We start from the raw sequence: 20719 nt of genomic DNA, 5'->3' as shown, positions 1-20719 counted from the left end.
ATTTTGAATGACATGTTTGTATATTTCTTTTACTATCAAAAATGAAAAAATGAAAAAAGATGTGATTTTAGTATCTTGGCATAATGCTAAGTCTTGATTTTGCAGATACTGCAATTATTGAGATAATTGCTACTGCTAGAATCATTGCTGCAATTGTACCAAATTCTGGAACTACAAAGGTACCGATTATTTCAATTTGTTCAGTTCCTGCTGGGAACATGACTGTTACTTTGTTTGCAACAATCTCAACATCATCCCATTCTTCTCCGTCAACTAGTACCATGAAGATACCGTCTTGGACTGTCTTTGATGGAGTTACAGTTAATGTTCCATCATTAGTGGCACTGATGTTGATAACAATTGAGTTATCGTCTGTATTGAGAGTTGCACTTGTAATTGAACCGCCTGAAATACTAAATGGTACACAATGACCATTTGCAGTAATTTCATTTGAACCACATTGTTTGGACGTTGTTGGTGTTTCATAGGTTGGTTTGTATGCAACTCCACCAGTTAATTCAACTTTGACACTGTTCTTTTTATCAGCACTGCCATAGTTTGCCTTAATGGTGTAAGTACCGTCGTATTTCCACATGTTACCTGATGTGTTTATAGTTGTCTCAAAACTACCATCATTTGCTACAGCGAATTGATCAACTGCAATAATGGAGTTTAGAGGACTCACAACAGTAATTGTAACTGGAAATCCAGATGCTACATTTGCTACTTGCCCATTTACCCTAATCATGTCACCTTGTTTGTAACTTGTCTTATCTGTCCAAACAGATATTGGGATGTCTCCAAGCAACATTTTGTTTGCTGTTGCTCTTGCATCATCCATAGTACACCCAACACATGCTTGTGGAATTTCATCTGCATATGCTGATGACATGGTTAAAGTACCGACTGCAGTCAAAACGGCTAGTAGCGCGAACGACGTACGGTTGTTCATCTTGTTGCGAATTGAATCTGTCTCTATTTATGTATATTTAAAAAATGAAAAAAGATGTGATTTTAGTATCTTGGCATAATGCTAAGTCTTGATTTTGCAGATACTGCAATTATTGAGATAATTGCTACTGCTAGAATCATTGCTGCAATTGTACCAAATTCTGGCACTACCACTCCGTCTTGAATATCTACTTCAGCTGAAGCAGTATATTTTGGATCGTTAAATTGTTGTGCTGTAACAGTGTAAATACCATCTTGTGTCCATAATGGTCCACCTGTTGTGATGGTTGCTGTAAACTCTCCATCAAGCATTGGTGATACTTGATCAATTGATACTACATTTCCATTTGGAGCAGTTACGGTTAATGTGATGTCGGCACTTACTCTATCTGTACTTCCAGTAACTACAATTGTATCGGATCCCATTTCGGTTTCGGCGGTACTAATTTCAATTCCTGCATCTCTTGCAACATTTGGTTCGATTGGTTCAAACACATCTGAAGAGAAATTGGATTCAGTTACAGAAGTTTTTTCTGCCATTCCACCATTTACTTCAACAAGAACTGCCATTGTGTACAATGCTGTGTTGCCTTGTTGTGCTTTGATTTCATAGAATCCATTTTCAGTCCATGTTGGACCTATTTTGAATTCTGTAGCAAATTCTCCATTAGCATCTGGTGTTGTTTGCCAAGCTGCAACTAAGTTATTTCCACTTGGAGACTTAACAGTAAATGAAACATCAGTATATCCTGAAACTGTTTTACCTGTTACAGTAATTGTTTTCGAACCTTTGTCTGCCATAGCTGTTAGGGTCATTCCCTGTGTTTGAGCAAATGCATCTTGTTGAATTGAGGTCACTGAAATTAATGACACTGCCAAAAGGGCTATTGCCATCGATGTTGTAGAACGTTTAAAATTCATCCTAATTTTCCCCAAGTTACCTTGGTATTTATGTATATTTAAAAAGAGAAAAAAGATGAAATTTTAGATTCTTGGCATAATGCTAAGTCTTGATTTTGCAGATACTGCAATTATTGAGATAATTGCTACTGCTAGAATCATTGCTGCAATTGTACCAAATTCTGGGACTACAAAGGTACCGATTATTTCAATCTCTTCAGCCCCTGCCGGGAATGCTATGGTGAGTGTTCTATCTGATGATGTGGCTGTTTCATCAAAGTCTACTTCTTCTCCGTCAACTAGAACGAAAAAGTCATCATCTGCACCATTAATTGTAGCATCTAATACTGATCTAGGGATTGTTAAAGTGAGTGAACCATCTTCCATGGCATCAATTGAGATGATCAATGAATTTGCATCAACATCAGGTATAATTCCAAGTAATTTTGCACCTGTGATCTTATATCCAATCAAGTCTGATGAGCCTTCAATTTCAACAGTTGTGTTTGTTACCTTACCCATGTTTGTTGGTGGTGTAACTACTGTAGATCCTCCATACTCAAATGATGTTGTAGCAGATCTATTTTCATTACCATATTGAACAGTAATTGTGTATGATCCCTCTGCTCTCATCAATGAACCTCCTGCAGTTATTTCAGTACTGAATTTTTTGTCTGCACCAACTGTTACTTGAGCAATTGATACCAAGTTACCGTTTGGGGCTTTAACAATGACACTTACAGGAGTTCCTGAATAAAGATCTCTGACTTCACCTGTTACCATAATAACTTCACCCTCTGAATAGGATGTTTTATCTGTAGTAACAACAATCGTATTTTGTATTTGTCCAAATGCTGGTGCCATACCAATACCTGCAACTAGAATTGCAGATAATGCAAACACCATCAATTGTGATTTCATTGATTTTACGCCTAAATTTATCCTATTTAAGGTTGTGAAAAGATTAATTGACAAAATAGAAAAAACACTATTTTCTTGACGAATTTCAGATTAGATATATATTAACCTGAGCGTGAGATTTTGACAGTTTGTGTGTATTCATTACTGTTACATTTAATGTTCAACGTGGGGGCTTTGTAATTGGCAACTAAGAAAAACCAGATTCTTGTACCTGATCATATCTATGTTCCAAAACATGAAATCATTTCAAAACAAGAAGCTGAGGAAGTTTTAAAAAAATACAACTGTAAGCCAACTGAATTACCATTAATCTTTGTAAACGATCCCGCAATCTTGGGGCTTGGTGTAAAACCTGGTGATATGATAAAAATCACAAGAAAAAGTCCAACTGCTGGTGAAAGTCTGTATTATAGATACGTGGTGGAAGTTTAGATGGCAGATCCTTCAACCAAACGTTGGCCAGTAATTCAAGACATCTTGAAGAGAGAAGGTATTGCACGTCAACATCTAAACTCATTTGATGAATTTTTAGAGAGAGGATTACAAAGTATAATCAACGAAGTTGGTCAGATTGATATTGAAAATGCTGAATATCCTTACAAAATTCAACTAGGTAAAGTTAAACTTCAACAACCAAGAATGATGGAGCTTGATGGTTCTATTACACATATCACTCCTGCAGAAGCTAGATTGAGAAATGTGTCTTACTCTGCACCTGTAATGATGGAAGCAAGTGTTGTTGAAGATGGGAAAATACTGGAATCAAGATTTGTACACATTGGTGATGTCCCAGTTATGGCAAAATCAAATGCATGTATCTTACATAATTTCTCTACTCAAAAATTAGTTGAACACGGCGAAGATCCAAATGATCCTGGTGGTTACTTTATCATCAATGGTTCTGAGAGAGTCATTGTTGGATTAGAGGATCTCTCTTACAACAAAATTATAGTTGACAGAGAGACAGTTGGTGGAAACATTGTCCATAAAGCCAAAGTATATTCTTCCATTGTTGGTTATCGTGCAAAATTAGAACTTGTCATGAAAAATGACGGATTAATTGTTGCCAGAATTCCAGGTTCTCCAGTTGACATTCCAGTAGTTACTTTGATGAGAGCACTTGGATTAGAATCTGATAGAGAGATTGCAGCCGCAGTTTCTTTGGTAGATGAACTCCAAGATGAATTAGAAGGCTCTTTTGAAAAAGCAGGAGATGTTCCAACTGCAAAAGATGCTATTGTTTACATCAGTAAGAGAATTGCTCCGGGAATGCTAGAGGAATTCCAGATTAAACGTGCTGAAACTTTACTTGATTGGGGTCTGTTACCTCACTTGGGAAAACATCCTGAAAACAGAAAAGAAAAAGCACAATTCTTAGGAGAAGCAGCTTGTAAATTATTAGAACTAAAACTTGGTTGGATTAAACCTGATGACAAAGACCACTATGGAAACAAAGTCATTAAATTCGCAGGACAGATGCTTGCAGACTTGTTTAGAACTGCATTTAGAAATCTTGTTCGTGATATGAAATACCAACTAGAACGTTCTGGACAAAAACGTGGAATTAATGCAGTAGCTGCTGCCATCCGTCCAGGAATTATTACTGATAAATTAAACAATGCAATTGCCACAGGAAACTGGGGTAGAGGTAGAGTAGGTGTTACTCAACTACTTGACAGAACAAACTATCTTTCAACAATCAGTCACCTTAGAAGAATTCAATCTCCACTTAGTAGAACTCAGCCAAACTTTGAAGCAAGAGATTTGCATGCAACACACTTTGGAAGAATTTGTCCAAGTGAAACTCCTGAAGGTTCAAACTGTGGTCTTGTAAAGAATCTGGCATTATCTGGAATCATTTCTGTAAACGTTCCATCTGAAGAAATTGTAGAGAAACTCTATGATCTTGGAACTGTTCACTTCTTTGATGCAAAAGAAGATTTGAAGAAAGATGGAACTAGAATCTTTGTTGATGGTAGACTAATTGGATATTACAAAGATGGTGAACAACTAGCAGAATCCCTTAGAGACTTGAGAAGAAACTCAAAGATTCATCCACATGTGGGTGTATCATTTCATAAATCTGAAATTGAAGGTTCTACAAGAAGACTTTATGTTAATTGTAATGCAGGACGTGTCTTAAGACCGTTAATCATAATCAAAGATAACAAACCATTACTTACTGCTGATTTACTAGATAAAATTTCAAAGAAACTCATCTCATGGACTGATCTTTTGAGAATGGGTGTCTTAGAAATGATTGACGCAAATGAAGAAGAGAACTGCTATGTAACACTAGATGAAAAAGACACAAAGAAACACACTCACCTTGAAGTTTTCCCACCCGCAATCCTTGGAGCAGGTGCATCAATCATTCCATATCCTGAACACAATCAATCTCCAAGAAACACATACGAATCTGCAATGGCAAAACAGAGTTTAGGATTCTCAACACCTATGATGAATACCAGTACCTATGTTAGACAACACTTTATGCTATATCCTCAAGTTCCAATTGTTAATACAAAAGCAATGAAACTTTTGGGATTGGAAGACAGACCTGCAGGTCAGAATTGTGTAGTTGCAGTATTGCCATTTGATGGTTACAACATTGAAGATGCAATTGTTCTTAGTAAAGCATCAGTTGATAGAGGTCTTGGAAGAACATTCTTCTTTAGAATTTATGATGCTGAAGCAAAACAATATCCTGGTGGAATGCGTGATGCGTTTGAAATTCCAAATGCTGAAGATAACATCCGAGGCTACAAAGGAGAACGTGCATACAGATTACTGGAAGAAGACGGTGTTGTTGCAGCAGAAGCACCAGTTAAAGGTGGAGATATCTTAATTGGAAAAACTAGTCCTCCAAGATTCATGGAAGAATATAGAGAGTTTGAATCATCTGGACCTTACAGACGGGATACATCAATTGGTGTTAGACCCTCAGAAACTGGAGTTGTTGATACTGTAGTTATGACTCAATCAAACGAAGGTGGAAAGATGTACAAGATTAGAGCAAGAGATATGAGAATTCCAGAGATTGGTGATAAATTTGCATCAAGACATGGACAAAAAGGAATTTTAGGAATTTTAGCTAAAGCAGAAGACTTGCCATATACTGCAAGTGGAATGTCTCCTGATGTTTTGATTAATCCACACGCCTTCCCATCTAGAATGACAGTAGGTATGATGATGGAATCTATCTGTGGAAAATCTGCCGCATTACGTGGAAAGAGATTTGATGGTTCTGCATTTGTTGGAGAAAAGATGGATGAAGTAAGAGAAGTAATGGATGCACATGGCTTTGAATATTCTGGTAAAGAAATAATGTATGATGGAAGAACTGGAAAGTCATTCCCAGTTGAGGTATTCATTGGAGTTGTATATTATCAAAAACTGCACCACATGGTTGCAGACAAGATTCATGCAAGAGCACGTGGACAAGTTCAGATGTTAACTAAACAACCAACAGAAGGAAGAGCAAGAGGCGGTGGTCTTAGATTCGGTGAAATGGAGAGAGACTGTTTGATTGCTTATGGTGCTTCTATGATTCTTAAAGACAGATTACTTGACGAATCTGATAAATCTGATATCTTTGTTTGTGAGAGATGTGGTCTTGTAGCTTATCATGATGTTAAACAAAGAAAATATGTTTGTAGAGTCTGTGGTGACAAAGCCAAAGTCTCATCTGTTTCAGTTGCATATGCCTTTAAACTACTCTTACAAGAGATGCAGAGTCTCAATGTTGCACCAAGATTGTTAATCAAGGAGAAACTATAATGTCCATTCAAGCAGTAAAAGCAATCGACGGAATTAGATTCTCTGTTTGGTCTCCAACTGAAATCAGAAAATATTCTGTTGCAGAAATCACTGCTCCAGAAACCTATGATGAGGATGGAATGCCTGTTCAAGGAGGTTTGATGGATGGCAGACTAGGAACATTAGAGCCTGGACAAAAATGCCTAACCTGTGGAAATACTGCAGCAAGATGTCCTGGACACTTTGGACATTTGGAATTAGCAGAACCAGTTTTACACATTGCATTTATTGATAATATCTACAAACTGTTACAATCAACATGTCGTTCTTGTGCTAGACTCAAAGTTCCGCAAGAAGATCTTAACGTTTTCAAAACTATCAAAGAAAAACATGCAGCTTATACTGTAATTTCTCAAAAACGCATTCCAGAACAAATTATTGAAAAAGCAAAGAAAGCAAAAGAATGTCCTCATTGCGGTAAAACACAATACGAACTAATATTCACAAAACCAACTATCTTTGTAGAAAAAACAGAAATCGGAGAACACAGATTACTTCCAATTACAATTAGAGAAAGATTCTCACAAATCATTGATGAAGATCTAGAACTATTATCCTATGATCCGATTACTGCAAGACCTGAATGGTTTGTATTACAAGCATTCCCTGTTCCACCAGTAACTGTAAGACCTTCAATTATTTTAGAAACTGGAATTAGATCAGAAGACGACTTGACTCACAAAATGGTAGATATCATCAGAGTTAATCAGAGACTAAAAGAAAGTAAAGATGCAGGAACTCCTCCTCTTATCGTTCAAGACTTGGTAGATCTATTACAATATCATACAACCACATACTTTGATAACGAGGTATCTGGAATCCCACAAGCTCATCATCGTTCTGGACGTCCTCTCAAAACCTTAACTCAAAGGCTCAAAGGAAAAGAAGGAAGATTCAGAGGTTCACTATCTGGAAAGAGAGTTGACTTTTCAAGTAGAACTGTAATCTCACCTGATCCTAATTTAGACTTGAGTGAGGTTGGTGTTCCAGAAGCAGTTGCCATGAAACTAACCATTCCTGAAATTGTTACAGAATGGAATATTGAGAGAATGAGAAAACTTGTAATTAATGGACCTGAGAAATTCCCAGGTGTAAACTATATCGTTAGACCAGATGGTGTAAAGATTAGACTTGATTTCGTAGAAGATCGTTCTACAATTGCTGAAACCCTTGAAATTGGATACTTGGTAGAAAGGCACCTTGCAGATGGTGACATTGTCATGTTCAACAGACAACCATCACTTCACCAAATGTCAATTATGGCACATTATGTACGTGTACTTCCAGGAAAAACATTCAGACTCCATCCATCAGTTTGTCCTCCGTATAACGCAGACTTTGATGGTGATGAGATGAACCTTCATGTTCCTCAAAGTGAGGAAGCAAGAGCAGAAGCAATTCTCTTGATGAGAGTTCAAGATCAATTAATCTCACCAAGATATGGTGGCCCAATTATTGGTGCACTAAGAGACTTTGTAACTGGTGCATATCTTCTAACTAAAGATGATACAACATTATCAGTTCAAGAATTCTCAAACCTTGCAATGCTTGGTGGATATACAGATCCTTTGCCAAAACCTGCAACTAAAACTAAAGATGGTCCAGCTTATACTGGCAAACAACTATTCTCGTTATTCCTACCAAAAGACTTCAACTATGTCATTACATCAAAGTGGTCAAAGGGAACCAAAGGCCAAGCAAAAGATGTTGTAATTAAAAACGGTGAATTAATCAGCGGCGTAATTGATAAATCTTCAATTGGTGCAGAAGAACCTGAAAGTGTACTTCACAGAATTGCAAAAGATTATGGTAATGCTGTAGGAAAAAGTTTCCTCAACTCTATTCTCATCATGGTAAAACAATTCATCACTCACTATGGTTTCAGTTATGGTTATGGCGACCTTATCGTACCTGATAAAGACAAACAACAGATTCTCGATGACATTCAAGAAACTTATGATATAGTAGATGACTTGACTGATCAATTCAACAAAGGTACATTGAAACTAACAAGAGGTATGAGACCTGAAGAAGCACTAGAAGCATACATTGTAAATGAATTAGGTAAAGCAAGAGACAAAGCAGGCTCCACTGCAAATGATTGTCTTCCAGCAGATAATGCAGGAAAAATAATGGCTACCACTGGTGCAAGAGGTTCATCACTTAACGTAGGTCAGATGGCCGGAGCACTTGGACAACAGTCAAGAAGAGGTAACAGACTACATGACGGTTACAACAACAGAGCATTAACCCATTATCAAGAACATGACAATAATCCAGACGCACATGGATTTGTAAAATCCAATTATAGAGAAGGTCTATCTGCACTTGAATTCTTCTTCCACGCAATGGGAGGTCGTGAAGGACTTGTAGATACTGCAGTTAGAACACAACAAAGTGGTTACATGCAGCGTAGATTAATCAACGCATTAGAACACATTAGATTAGAATATGATGGAACAGTTAGAGATCCTCACGGACACATTGTACAATTCCTTTATGGTGAAGATGGAATTGATGTGCAAAAGAGTGATCATGGTGAAGCATTTAACCCTAGTAGATTAATTGAATCTCAAAAAATTGTTGACTCTGGTAAAAAGGCAACAAAAGACGAAATTGAAACACTAGCCAAAAAATACACAAAGACATTCAATCCTAGATTAACTTCTCTTGTAACTGAGACATTACTAAATTCAGAATTAAGTAAAGATGGTATTGAAGCAGTATGTAAGAAGGGATTGCTACTTTACAACAAAGCCAAAGTAGAACCAGGACAAGCAGTAGGAATTATCACTGCACAATCAATTGGTGAACCTGGTACTCAGATGACCTTAAGAACATTCCACTTTGCAGGAATTAAAGAAAGAAACGTTACATTGGGTCTTCCAAGATTAATTGAACTTGTTGATGCAAGAAAGAAACCAGTAACACCAACTATGGATATCTATCTTGATGAGGAATCAAAGAAATCAAGAGAAAAAGCAATTGAAGTTGCAAGAAATGTTTTGCAAACCAAAGTAAGTGCTTTGATTGCAGACAGTGAAACTGATTATGCAACTGAAATTAAACTAATTTTAAGTGAAAATAGACTCAAAGAAAGAGGCTGTTCTATTGCAGAAGTAGAAGCAGCATTGTCTTCTAACAAGAAATTCAAGATGGAGACAACTGGTGAACTAATCACTCTAAAACTAGTTGAGGAATCTGATACTGCAACAGTAATTGCAATTAGAAACAAGGTTCTCAACACTACTGTCAAGGGCGTACCTGACATTGAACGTGTAACACTTGTCCAAAAAGATGATGAGTGGGTTATCCAAACAACTGGTTCTAATGTTGCCAAAGTCTTGGAGGTTAAAGGAATTGATAAGAGAAACGTTAGAACAAACAACGTCTTTGAAATTGCAGGAACACTTGGTATTGAAGCTGCAAGAAATGCATTAATCAATGAACTTAACAGCACTCTGGAAGACCAAGGACTTGAAGTTGACAACAGATACATCATGTTAGTAGCCGATTTGATGTGTTCTCGTGGTTACATGCAACAAATTGGAAGACACGGAATTGCTGGAACTAAAGATAGTGTCTTGGCAAGAGCAGCATTTGAGATTACCGTTCCAACAATTGCACATGCTGCACTTGGCGGAGAAATTGAACAACTCAAAGGTATTACTGAAAACGTAATTGTTGGAAGCAACATTCCAATTGGAAGTGGAACTGTTGACTTGTACATGCAAGTAAGCAAGAAGAAATAACTGGATGATAATTATGGCCGATGAAATTTCAACATTAATGACAAACTCCAAAGATAAAGTTGTATTACTTAGATTAAGAAACAACAAGACAATCCAAGGAGTTCTCAAAGACTTTGATATTCACATGAATCTTACACTAGAAAACGCTGAAGATGTTTCTGAAGACAATAAAAAACAACTAGGCAAGGTTTTGCTTCGTGGAGACAATATTTTGGCAATATCTCTTCCTGAAGAGGAATCAAACTAACAACTCATAAATCTTAATGTTCTTTAAGAAAAATAATTGCTTGATTTTTTATTTTTAATTTTTATTTTGCCGTTTGCAACTGCTCAAGAGATTCCAGATTATGATAAACCATATGCTCCAATATTTTTTGACAGACCGATTTATTCTTGGACTGACAAAATTCAAATCAAAATAATTGCCCCTAGTTGGAATACTGACAAAGACTTGATTGATTCAATTGGTGATGACAATGAAAACCCAATTAAAATTTCAACACGAAGTCATTCATTAGAACCATACAAACTGACTGAAACAAGTGTATCTAGTGGGATATTTACTGGTGAAATAATTCTCACTGGATTCTTACATGATGTAGATGGTGATGGTGATTATGATACAACACCTAGGACTGTTGGAACTGGTCCTACAAGTGGATTCTTGGAAGTTGAAAGAGATTCTGCAGTTACAGTATCCTTTGAGTTCGCTGATGGTGTAGTGCTATCTGAGTCTGTACCAATATCCTGGAATCTTGGAACTATAGCATTTGTTAATGATGTTTTCTTTAATGATGATTCTGTGATGGTTAGAGTTATTGATCTTGACATGAATCTAAACCCTGAGGCAATTGATCAAATTGAAGTTGAAGTTTTTTCAGACTCTGATGTTGGTGGAATCACTGCAAATGCAATAGAAACATCTGAAGACTCTGGATCTTTTGTTTCTACAATATCTCTTACTCAAAATTCTGCATCAAGTGGAAATAGACTTTATGCAATTCCTGGTGACACAATTTCTGCCAAATACCGTGATTATACTCTTCCAAAACCATATTCTGAATCTGATAATTTGGAAATTCAGGCTCAATCAAGAGTAGAATCATCCGTTCCTTCAACTCAACGATTAGAAAATTCTGAAATCAATATCTCTGATAGTTTTGGAAATCATCTTACAACCATTTCTTCTGAACGACAAGTTCAGATTGTTGGTAGTTTGTCAAATTTGCAAGATTATGATCAAAAATTTGTTTATCTCTTTCAAGTGAGAAATTCTCAAAACCATGTTGAATCTCTTTCGTGGATTCAAGGTCAGTTATCTCCTGGACAAAGTCTTGATGTTTCTCAATCATGGATTCCAAAAAATCCTGGAGACTATACCGTTGAAACATTTGTTTGGACTTCACTAAAAGATCCAACTGCATTATCTGATTCGATCACAAGATCCATTTCCGTAGAATGAAAAAGTATCAATTATACGTGATTATTAAATAGAAAATTACGTGTTTTTTATTGTGATGCGATTCATCCTAGGGATAACTCTAGTGTTAACAGCTTTTGCACCACTTGCATTCAATGATATTTTTGCGGATTCGTTTAATGTAAGTTTTAACAAGAGTATCTATCAAACTGGTGAAACATTAGTAATTTCTGGACAGGTAATTGATTTTGGAATGCCTGTAATTGCTATGAGTATATTTGATCCTGATGCGAAAATATTATCTGCAAATAATTTGGAACTTGCATCTGATGGAAGCTTCTCAAAAACAATTTCTTTGGAATCACCATTTTATGAAATACCTGGTAACTATCTCATAAAATTGGACTATGGACAAGTAACTGAAGAACATAACTTTGTAATTCAGGCGAATTCTGTTGAATCTGAACCTGAAATTGTTCCTCAAGAAGTAATAGTTCCTGAAATCACATCTTTCTATACTGAAAGGGACCATTATTTTGATGGCGACACAATCAAAATTTTTGGAAGTGTATCTACTTTAGATTCGCCTACTGTCTTAATTGGTATTCATGATCCGTTTGGAACTCCTGCTGGATTTTATTTTGGAAACATAAACAATGACTTAGAGTTTTCTACAAGCTTTTTGGTTAAAGATGGCGTAAACTTTAAAGCTGAAGGAACATATTCGATAAAAGCACATTATGCTGAAACTGATGCACAATATTTCTTTGAATATTCTACAGAACATACTACACAAACAACTGATGACACAACACAAACAACTGAAGAAACAACACAAACAACTGAAGAAACAACACAAACAACTGAAGAAACAACACAAACAACTGAAGAAACAACACAAACAACTGATGACACAACACAAACAACTGATGACACAACACAAACAACTGATGACACAACACAAACAACTGATGACACAACACAAACAACTGATGACACAATAATAGAACCTGCAAGTGAAGCAAATAATGAAACAATGGTTTCAGAAAAAGAAACCATAAATGAAAAACCAGAAACTAAAAAAGAAATAAAAATTGTCTCAAAAGAAACTGAGACAAAAATTGATTCAAAAAATATTTTAGAAAATAAAAAACATGATAATCTTTCTGTAGATGATATTGAACTTGGAAAATTATTAAATCAAATTAATCTTGAATGTGATTCTAGTACTTTTATTGATACAATTTCTTACTATGATGGAATGGGTCCTGCACTTTACAGATTATGTCAATTTGATGATTCTTTGAATTTTTTTAATGAATCTCTAGTTGAAAATCCAGATGATGTTGAAGTTCTTGTCAACAAAGGCTCTACATTAGGAAAAATTGGATATGTTTTAGAAGCAATAGCATACTATGATCATGCTATTGCTCTTGATCCTAACTATCTACCTGCAAAAAATAACAAGGCAAATGCATTGGCAAATCTTGGAAATCTTGATGGGGCCATCATGCTTTATAATGAAATTATAGAAGAGAATCCAAATTACTATACTGCAAGAACAAATCTTAACAATGCCCTCTCACTAAAATCAGAAATTCAAGAAACTTCTGAGGTGAGCAATGTAGAAGAATCTGAAATTGAAACTTTATCAAATGAAAAAACTTTACCTGAAAAAATAATTCCGAAAGAAAATGAAAACGAAAAACAACCTAACTTTTTTGAAGAAATAACTCGCGTATTTTCATCTTTGTTTGGTTTTAGTGAGTGATCTATGTTTTTTGTGTGCGTAATTTTTCCATAAACCTATAAAGCCCTGTTGCGACGATGCTCATAAGGAAAAACATGAGTAAGATACTTGAAAAATCTTTGAAGGATGCCCGTAAAGAAGGGAAACTAACAATGGGTACTAAACAAGTTTTAAACTCTGTAAAAAATTCCAAGCTAATTGTATTGTCTCAATCTGTAGAGAAAGAAATGATTGAGCAAATTGAATCAGATGCAAAAAAAGAAAAAATACCTTTAGTGAACTTCCAAGGAACCTCAGTCGCATTGGGTAGATTATGTGGCTTACAATTTAGAATTTCAACAATCTCATTCACATCAATTGATGATGCAAACATCAAATCAATTTTAAAAGATACAGAAGCTGAGGAAAAAAATGATTAGAGTTACTATTGAAAGTTTAAATGAGACATTTTTTGTTTGGAGACATTAAGAATTATGACACAATCAATCAAACTAACAACGGATCAAATGCGTATGATGTCTTTGTTCCAAAATGTTACAGGTGCAACCGCACGTGATTGTGTTGAAGATGAAAAACAAGATAGAGTAATTTTTGTAGTTAACACAGGAAAGATGGGCCTTGCAATTGGTAAGGGTGGAATGCATATCAAATCATTGCAAAACATTGTAAAAAGAAATGTGGAACTCGTAGAATTTGATGAGGATCCAGCAAAATTTTTGTCTAATTTGCTTAATTCTAAACTAGTATCTGAAGTAAAAATAAATACACGAGCAGATGGGACAAAACAGGCAATTGTTATGGTAGACCCAAGAAAGAAAGGAATCGTTGTAGGAAGAGAAGGCAGAAATGCTGAGAAGGCACGAATGCTTGCAAAACGATATTTTGATATTACTAGTGTCTTGATTAACAGTCCTGAAAGACAAACTTTGGAGATGTAGAAAATGAGAAAATCACCACTTGGATTATTTGCAGGCAGAGTTCTAACTACTAAAAAAAAGAAACAGAGATGGGCAATCTCAACTTACAAGAGAAGAGAATTAGGTATTGATAAAAAAGCAGACCCACTTGGTGGTGCTCCTCAAGCAAGAGGTATTGTTTTAGAAAAAGTTGGAGTTGCAGCAAAACAACCAAACTCTGCAATTAGAAAATGTGTTCGTGTTCAATTAATTAAAAATGGTAAAACAGTTACAGCATTCTTACCAAGAGACGGTGCAATGAACTTTATTGATGAACACGATGAAGTTCATATTCAAGGAATGGGTGCAACTCAAGGTGGTGCAATGGGAGATATTCCTGGTGTTAGATTCAAAGTCTTCAAAGTAAATGGCACTGCTCTTCATGAACTAGTAATTGGAAAGAAGGAAAAACCAAGGAGATAGAAATGGCACAAACAAAAAACTTGTTACTCTTTAGAAAATGGGATTTGTCTGATATTGAAGTTAAAGACCCTGGTCTTAAAACTGCAATTTCTCTTAGGAAACAAATCTTACCTTATACATTTGGTCGTTCTGCACTCAAAAGATTCAACAAAGCAGATGTTAACATTGTTGAAAGATTAATCAACAAAACAATGCACTTTGGTAAAAAATATGCAAAGAACACTGGTCGAATGACTGGAAAGAAAACCAAAGTACTCAATACTGTTAGAACTGCATTTACAATCATTGAACTCAAAACTGGTAAAAACCCAGTAGAGGTACTAGTTAGAGCAGTTGAAAATTCAGCTCCTAATGAGGACACAACTAGAATTGTTTATGGTGGTACTGTTTATCACGTATCTGTTGATGTTGCACCAATTAGAAGAGTAGATTTGGCTTTGAGATTCATTGCTGATGCAATCAAAGAATCAACATTCTCTAACCCAAAACCAATTGAAGAACACATGGCAGAACAACTAATCTTGGCTGCAGATAACGATCCTAATGCTCCTTCTGTAAAGAAGAAGAACGAGTTAGAAAGAATCGCACAAGCATCAAGATAGGACTTTTAGAAATCATTTCAGTAGCCCGAGGCAGATTCGAACTGCCGTCTCCGCCTATATCCACTTTGTGAGATCCAGAGGGCAGAATCCTTGACCGCTAGACTATCGGGCTACTTGAAAGAAATTTTGAATGTTTAGAATATAATCATTTGTTGTAATTACTTTAGTCTAACTTCTCTAATTGCAGTTGCATAATCACAATCTGCTCTTAATCTCATATATGGAATCAATTTGTAGTGAATGGAATACAGTGTTCCTTCTTTGAGTATGATTCCTTTTTGCTGTAGTGATGCCAATCCTCTTGACGGGACATTAATTGAGAGATTGTACTGTTGGCAAATCTTGTCACGTTTATCTTGGAATTGTTTTAAAGTAAATGCAACATCGTTGATTTCTAAAATTAAAGGCCAAATTATTTCTGACCAGACAAATCTTCTGTTTTCTGTAGCTGAAGCATACTTGCCTTTTTCACTCAACATTAATAACATCTGCAAATGATGTTATAACTTATTGTCCCAAAAGGAGATTGAAGAGTCACTAGATTTACTACAAAAAGATTGGGATGTAGATCCTATACTTCGAAACTTTATGCTGGGAAAAATTACTGATGTATCTGACAGACCAATTAAAGTAAAAGATGTTGTGTTCCATGTACCTTATCTTAATTCTGAAAAAAAATTTATTCTTTGGAAATGTTTTTGGCCTGATTGTCACAATTGTTGTGACCGCCAAGGAAGATTACCACTAACTTCTGATGATTTGATTACAATTGGCAAGGGATTGAAATATCAAAAACCCTCAGAGTTTATCAAAAATGAAACTCTAACTGTTACCTATTCTGAACCAGGACCCTCTGGACAAATGACCACAATGACTACGATTAACCTCAAAAGGAAAACAGATGAAACTGAAGCAGATGATGGTACTCACATATCTTGTAGATTTTTGAATGAGGAAGGAGGTTGCTCTATGCATCCTGACCGTCCTGGAGTGTGCTATCTGTATCCCTTTTCTAGCTGGCTTGAAAATGAGAAAGGAAAGCCACGCGTTCATGCAACATACCAATTTACTGGTGATTGCCCTGGATTCTACTTGGCTGAAGACTTGGAACCAATGAAAGAAGAGTTCAAGGAATATTCGAAGATAATTTATGATTACAACATGGCATCAAACAGAACAAACAGAGAAGGTTTTGGTTCTGTCAGTTTTTCTTAGGCCTTAGCTACTTTCATCAAGTCAGCAATCTTGATATCCATTCCAAATCTGTCTTCGTTCTTTTTCATGTAACGAAATATTGCAAGAAAATCTGGTAATGATTTGAAGAAATTGAAATCTTTTTTGATTTTTGCTCTCACAAAATTGAAAACTTTGGCATATACTTTGTAATGTTCTTCTACTGCCTTTTCATATGCTTTAACATCATGCATGTTCTCTAAGAACAATTCTACACATTGCATTGACGGAATGATTCCTTCACCTAACAATGCATATACTGTTCCAATTGATTCTCCAACCCCTACAACTTTTCCTGAATAGTATGGCTTGCATCTATCTGGAGTTGCCAATCTGATTGGTCTTCCCTTTGTCTTGAGAACTTTGCCTCCATGTTTTTTCAAAAAATCATCAGTTGCTTTAATGTGATTTTTGTTGTAATCCCCTGCTCCAATATGGGCCCATTTTTCACCTAGTGGGAAATACCAAAAATATCCTGACATTCCAGGAAATGGTTCAATGTAAAAGTCATCATATGGAACTCCATTTTCATATTCTACTTTGTACTCGTATGTTGGCAAAAAGAAATCTTCCTTTAGTTTTGGTAAATACACTCTGTGAAATCCAGTACAGTCAACTATCATATCATACTCTTTTTCTAATTCCTCAAGTGTTGGTGGTTTTCCATAGATAATTTTCGAATCTTTAATGAAATCTTTGATTAGACCAATCTTGTCATATGTGCATAATCCATGTAATCCGATGTCAAACTTGACATCATTGTTCATCTTGACATGCATATTTTTTCCATCATGGATTAAAAAGTCGTTAAAGTCTCTACCTGTCTTTTTACAGTATTCAGTAAGTATTGGTTTGATTGTTCCCCATGCACAAATAGAATCATGTCTTTCTTTTGGATTCAACTCATACCCTGTAACATCATGTTCAGAGTCTTTTAGTCTGGCCATTAGATAGGAACCAGCTACACCCATTCCCATTACTGCAATCTTCAAGATATTTTGTGAATCTCGGGGGTGTAATAAATAGACTATCTGAATTTGTTCAGATCATTTACCACTAGTAGAAATTATCAGTACCGGTTAAATATCAAATTCACATAATCTGTTTAAGAAAAGACAAGTCTGTCGTCTGAAAACATTCGTTTCAGGCCTTAAGATAAAATCACTGTCATCAGAGCACAATCGTCTCTGATCTTAAGTGATAAGAGATGTCATCAAGATACTTTTTGGTCTTGATCTTAATCTCAATTGTCTTTTCGTTTAATTTATTTTAGATAAATTTTGTATTTACTACATGGATGTTTTTGAAGCAGTATCAACTCGACGTGCTATCAAAAAATTTGATCCTAATCACAAGATGAGTCTTGATGAAGTCAAGAAACTCATGGAGCATGTAATACTGTCTCCAACTAGTTACAATCAACAAAACTGGAGATTTGTTTATGTCACTGAAAAAGATGTTAAAGAAAAAATTTCAGAAGCTGCTAGGGGACAAGCTCAACCAAAAGACGGTTCCTTAGTTGTTGTACTTTGTGGTGATATGACTGCATGGAAGACTGAACCACTACGTTACTGGAAGAATCATCCTACAGAAAAACAAGAACTAGTAAAAGCTAGTCTTGAGAGAAAATACTCTTCTGATACTCAAGCACAAAGAGATGAAGCAATTCGCTCTTGTGGTATGGCAGCTCAAACAATAATGCTTGCAGCTAGAGACATGGGCCTTGATTCATGTCCAATGGTAGGCTTTGAGTATGATGAACTTGCCAAAGTGATCAACCTACCAGAAAGTCATCTTATTGTAATGATGGTAGTAGTTGGCAAAAGAGCAGAAGATGCAGCACCTCGTGGTGGCCAGTTACATTTGGATGAGGTAGCATTTGAGAATTCTTTCTAGATATTCTTAATTGAATGAATTATGCTAGTGATGTTGTTGAGAGAAATTATTATTGTTGTAATTGCCTTTGTTTTACTGATCCCTGCTCCTATCTTTGCACCCTCACATCCTGAATATTCTGGACATCATGGAATGCTAAATGAGATGAAACATCACAAATCCTACATGGGAATGTGTGCCCCTGGATTTGCTTCTTTGGATGGGATTTGTGTACTTGATGATAGATGTGGACCTGGTGCATATGCCGGAAGATTATGCATGATGGATGGAGTAATCAAAGAATACCTCAGACCACTTCACCAAAAACATGCTGGAATTTCAGCTGAAAATATTATCTGTGTTGAGGGAAAACAATTGATGTTCAAACATGATGCAACACCAGTTTGTATCAATAATACATCTATTGAAAAGATGAAACATCGTGGTTGGTATTCTGAAAAACCTGCAATTGCATGTACAATGGAGTACAACCCTGTATGTGGTGTTGATGGAATAACTTATGGTAATCTTTGTGGATTAAATGCCGAGCACATGGCAATGAAACATCGTGGTGAATGTTATGTAGAGCCACGAATTCCTGAATTCAGAAATTATGCAAATCCTGATGATTGTAAAGGATATGCTGAATGCCTATCTGGGTATGTAACCAAAATTGTTGATGGTGATACAATTCATGTTGATGGAAAATCAATTCGGTTTGCATTGGCATCAGCTCCTGAACTTGATGAGGTAAACGGCGTTGAAGCTAGAAATTTTATTCAGACAATATGCCCAGTTGACTCTTTTGTGCTAGTTGATGAAGATGACAAACAGACTGAAGGAAGTCATGGCAGAATGCTTGGTGCAATATACTGTAATGGATTATCTCTTAATCAAGAATTACTGGATTCGGGATTAGGATATCTAAGTTCAGAGTTTTGTGAAAAATCAGAATTTGAGCATTATTTTTGGGCTCAAAAACATGGATGTCAACACATTCCATCTTCAACTCCTGCACTTGATAGTCAAAACAACTGTGATGCATCATATCCTGATTTTTGTATTCCATCACCCCCACCTGACTTGAATTGTGTAGATGTTGTTTACAAGAAATTTACTGTACTATCACCTGATCCTCACAACTTTGATGGGGACAATAACGGAATTGGTTGTGAATCCTAACCCCTAAATTCTGTAACAACGTAACTTATTCATTGAGTTACAGAACTGCAGTTTTTTCTAAAAGAGAACTTGGAATTATTATTGGTGTATCTAGTGTTGTTTCAATAGCATTGTATGTGGCTTATATTTCAGGACGATGAGACCACTAATTCCTTTATCTGTTGTAGTTGTAGTTGCAATAATTATTGGAATTATGGGCAGCTCAAATTATGATTTGTATGTTGCAGAACGCAATCAAAGGAATTTACAACTTGCAGTAGATGATTGTAAAAAATTGTTTCAACAGGGAATTGAACAAGAAGAATGTATTACAAAATCCCTTGATGTCTTTGGGACAGATTATCAAAAAGAGCAGTGGAGTCAAAGAGATCTTTATTCCATAAACCCTTAATTTGATAATTATTCAAAATTATGTAACTTGTCTTTTGAAAAAGATGTTGCAGCACTCAAAGAAGCTTTGGATGATACTGAAAATCGAATCAAGAAACTGAAAGAACATAAAGAATCTGAAATCAAGAAATCCAATTATAATTCAGAAACCCTGCGCCGATTGGAGAAGAATCTGGAGAATCTGCATAAAAAACGTGATCTGATTCTATCTGAATTGGAATGAAGCCAATACGCTTAATTTGAGAAATATTTTATCTAAAATCATGCCTCTTTTCTGTAAGCAGTGCGAAGAACGACGCTATCCTCAGTATAGTGAATCTGATAAGGGAACCCTTTGGTTGTGCAACAAATGTCAAAATTACACTGATGCTGAAGATGTGATAATTCGTGAGCAGACCCAAGAAGAAAGAGATGCTATAAAGGTAAAAGCCGAAGAGTTTGATAAAACATCAAACTTTCCAGCAGAAAAACTTTCTAGAAGAAAAGGTGTAAACTAGAATCAACATTGATCCCATGTTAATTTGAAAATTATCATATCTTCATTA

21 protein-coding genes and 1 tRNA gene are annotated in these 20719 nt (G+C 35.8%); 16 read left to right on the top strand and 6 right to left on the bottom strand.

All coding sequences use genetic code 11. From position 1 onward, the window contains the following. Positions 1-67 precede the first annotated feature (67 nt). From Nisw_RS03190 to Nisw_RS03180, 3 genes are all read right to left on the bottom strand, one after another. A complete protein-coding gene (locus tag Nisw_RS03190; RefSeq protein WP_141978468.1) occupies positions 68-892 on the bottom strand; it encodes a PEFG-CTERM sorting domain-containing protein in 825 nt (274 codons plus the stop codon). Positions 893-1014: 122 nt separating this feature from the next. Beyond that, a complete protein-coding gene (locus Nisw_RS03185) occupies positions 1015-1872 on the bottom strand; it encodes a PEFG-CTERM sorting domain-containing protein (RefSeq protein WP_141976460.1) in 858 nt (285 codons plus the stop codon). Positions 1873-1935: 63 nt separating this feature from the next. Next, the gene (locus Nisw_RS03180; protein ID WP_141976458.1) at positions 1936-2772 is read right to left on the bottom strand and encodes a PEFG-CTERM sorting domain-containing protein; all 837 of its coding nucleotides are present in this window, start codon (positions 2770-2772) and stop codon (positions 1936-1938) included. 180 nt (positions 2773-2952) lie between these two features. Here Nisw_RS03180 and Nisw_RS03175 point away from each other — a divergent pair, with 180 nt between their 5' ends. The 10 genes from Nisw_RS03175 to Nisw_RS03130 all read left to right on the top strand — a co-directional run bounded on the left by Nisw_RS03175 (position 2953) and on the right by Nisw_RS03130 (position 15494). After that, positions 2953-3204, top strand: a complete 252-nt coding sequence (locus tag Nisw_RS03175; protein WP_014962612.1) for a DNA-directed RNA polymerase subunit H — start codon at positions 2953-2955, stop codon at positions 3202-3204. Further along, complete coding sequence (locus tag Nisw_RS03170) at positions 3205-6552, top strand: DNA-directed RNA polymerase subunit B (protein WP_141976456.1); 3348 nt, start codon at positions 3205-3207, stop codon at positions 6550-6552. Beyond that, positions 6552-10343 carry a DNA-directed RNA polymerase subunit A' gene (locus tag Nisw_RS03165; protein ID WP_141976454.1) on the top strand — a complete coding sequence of 1264 codons (3792 nt, stop codon included), beginning with the start codon at positions 6552-6554 and terminating at the stop codon, positions 10341-10343. The genes Nisw_RS03170 and Nisw_RS03165 overlap by 1 nt, the downstream gene beginning before the upstream one ends. Positions 10344-10356: 13 nt before the next feature. Beyond that, positions 10357-10590 (top strand): LSM domain-containing protein, encoded by a 234-nt coding sequence (locus Nisw_RS03160; protein WP_141976452.1) that lies wholly within the window; start codon positions 10357-10359, stop codon positions 10588-10590. 36 nt (positions 10591-10626) lie between these two features. After that, a complete protein-coding gene (locus Nisw_RS03155; RefSeq protein WP_141976450.1) occupies positions 10627-11805 on the top strand; it encodes a hypothetical protein in 1179 nt (392 codons plus the stop codon). An 82-nt stretch (positions 11806-11887) separates the two neighbouring features. Beyond that, positions 11888-13534, top strand: coding sequence for a tetratricopeptide repeat protein (locus tag Nisw_RS03150; RefSeq protein ID WP_255430844.1), 1647 nt, complete (start codon positions 11888-11890; stop codon positions 13532-13534). A gap of 74 nt (positions 13535-13608) precedes the next feature. After that, a complete protein-coding gene (locus tag Nisw_RS03145; RefSeq protein ID WP_141976446.1) occupies positions 13609-13932 on the top strand; it encodes a ribosomal L7Ae/L30e/S12e/Gadd45 family protein in 324 nt (107 codons plus the stop codon). A gap of 54 nt (positions 13933-13986) precedes the next feature. Beyond that, positions 13987-14451: a NusA-like transcription termination signal-binding factor gene (locus Nisw_RS03140; protein ID WP_012214736.1), complete on the top strand. Its 465-nt coding sequence runs from the start codon at positions 13987-13989 to the stop codon at positions 14449-14451. Positions 14452-14454: 3 nt separating this feature from the next. After that, positions 14455-14892 carry a 30S ribosomal protein S12 gene (locus Nisw_RS03135; RefSeq protein ID WP_141976444.1) on the top strand — a complete coding sequence of 146 codons (438 nt, stop codon included), beginning with the start codon at positions 14455-14457 and terminating at the stop codon, positions 14890-14892. A 2-nt stretch (positions 14893-14894) separates the two neighbouring features. Further along, a complete protein-coding gene (locus Nisw_RS03130; RefSeq protein ID WP_048069045.1) occupies positions 14895-15494 on the top strand; it encodes a 30S ribosomal protein S7 in 600 nt (199 codons plus the stop codon). A 21-nt stretch (positions 15495-15515) separates the two neighbouring features. Here the strand turns inward: Nisw_RS03130 and Nisw_RS03125 are convergent. Beyond that, positions 15516-15606, bottom strand: a tRNA-Gln gene (locus Nisw_RS03125). Between the two features lie 46 nt (positions 15607-15652). After that, entirely contained in the window at positions 15653-15973 is a 321-nt protein-coding gene (locus tag Nisw_RS03120) for a hypothetical protein (protein WP_141976442.1), read from the bottom strand. 31 nt (positions 15974-16004) lie between these two features. Here Nisw_RS03120 and Nisw_RS03115 point away from each other — a divergent pair, with 31 nt between their 5' ends. Further along, a complete protein-coding gene (locus Nisw_RS03115) occupies positions 16005-16709 on the top strand; it encodes a YkgJ family cysteine cluster protein (protein ID WP_141976440.1) in 705 nt (234 codons plus the stop codon). Here the strand turns inward: Nisw_RS03115 and Nisw_RS03110 are convergent. After that, positions 16706-17719: an NAD(P)/FAD-dependent oxidoreductase gene (locus tag Nisw_RS03110; RefSeq protein ID WP_141976438.1), complete on the bottom strand. Its 1014-nt coding sequence runs from the start codon at positions 17717-17719 to the stop codon at positions 16706-16708. The two genes, Nisw_RS03115 and Nisw_RS03110, sit on opposite strands and share 4 nt — an antisense overlap. A gap of 301 nt (positions 17720-18020) precedes the next feature. Between Nisw_RS03110 and Nisw_RS03105 the strand changes: the two genes are divergently transcribed. The 5 genes from Nisw_RS03105 to Nisw_RS03085 all read left to right on the top strand — a co-directional run bounded on the left by Nisw_RS03105 (position 18021) and on the right by Nisw_RS03085 (position 20671). Next, positions 18021-18623: a nitroreductase family protein gene (locus tag Nisw_RS03105; protein ID WP_141976436.1), complete on the top strand. Its 603-nt coding sequence runs from the start codon at positions 18021-18023 to the stop codon at positions 18621-18623. Between the two features lie 36 nt (positions 18624-18659). Then, on the top strand, positions 18660-19784 hold the full coding sequence (locus tag Nisw_RS09415; protein WP_255430843.1) for a Kazal-type serine protease inhibitor domain-containing protein: 1125 nt from the start codon (positions 18660-18662) through the stop codon (positions 19782-19784). Between the two features lie 136 nt (positions 19785-19920). Continuing rightward, on the top strand, positions 19921-20175 hold the full coding sequence (locus Nisw_RS03095) for a hypothetical protein (protein ID WP_141976434.1): 255 nt from the start codon (positions 19921-19923) through the stop codon (positions 20173-20175). A gap of 27 nt (positions 20176-20202) precedes the next feature. Next, positions 20203-20397, top strand: coding sequence for a hypothetical protein (locus Nisw_RS03090; protein WP_141976432.1), 195 nt, complete (start codon positions 20203-20205; stop codon positions 20395-20397). Positions 20398-20437: 40 nt separating this feature from the next. Next, positions 20438-20671 carry a hypothetical protein gene (locus Nisw_RS03085; RefSeq protein ID WP_141976430.1) on the top strand — a complete coding sequence of 78 codons (234 nt, stop codon included), beginning with the start codon at positions 20438-20440 and terminating at the stop codon, positions 20669-20671. Positions 20672-20719: the final 48 nt, after the last annotated feature.

Origin of the sequence: Candidatus Nitrosopumilus sp. SW (assembly GCF_006740685.1) — an archaeon.
Classification (GTDB): Archaea; Thermoproteota; Nitrososphaeria; order Nitrososphaerales; family Nitrosopumilaceae; genus Nitrosopumilus.
Note: the sequence above shows the minus strand (reverse complement) of the source record. Positions and strands in the feature narration are given on the sequence as shown.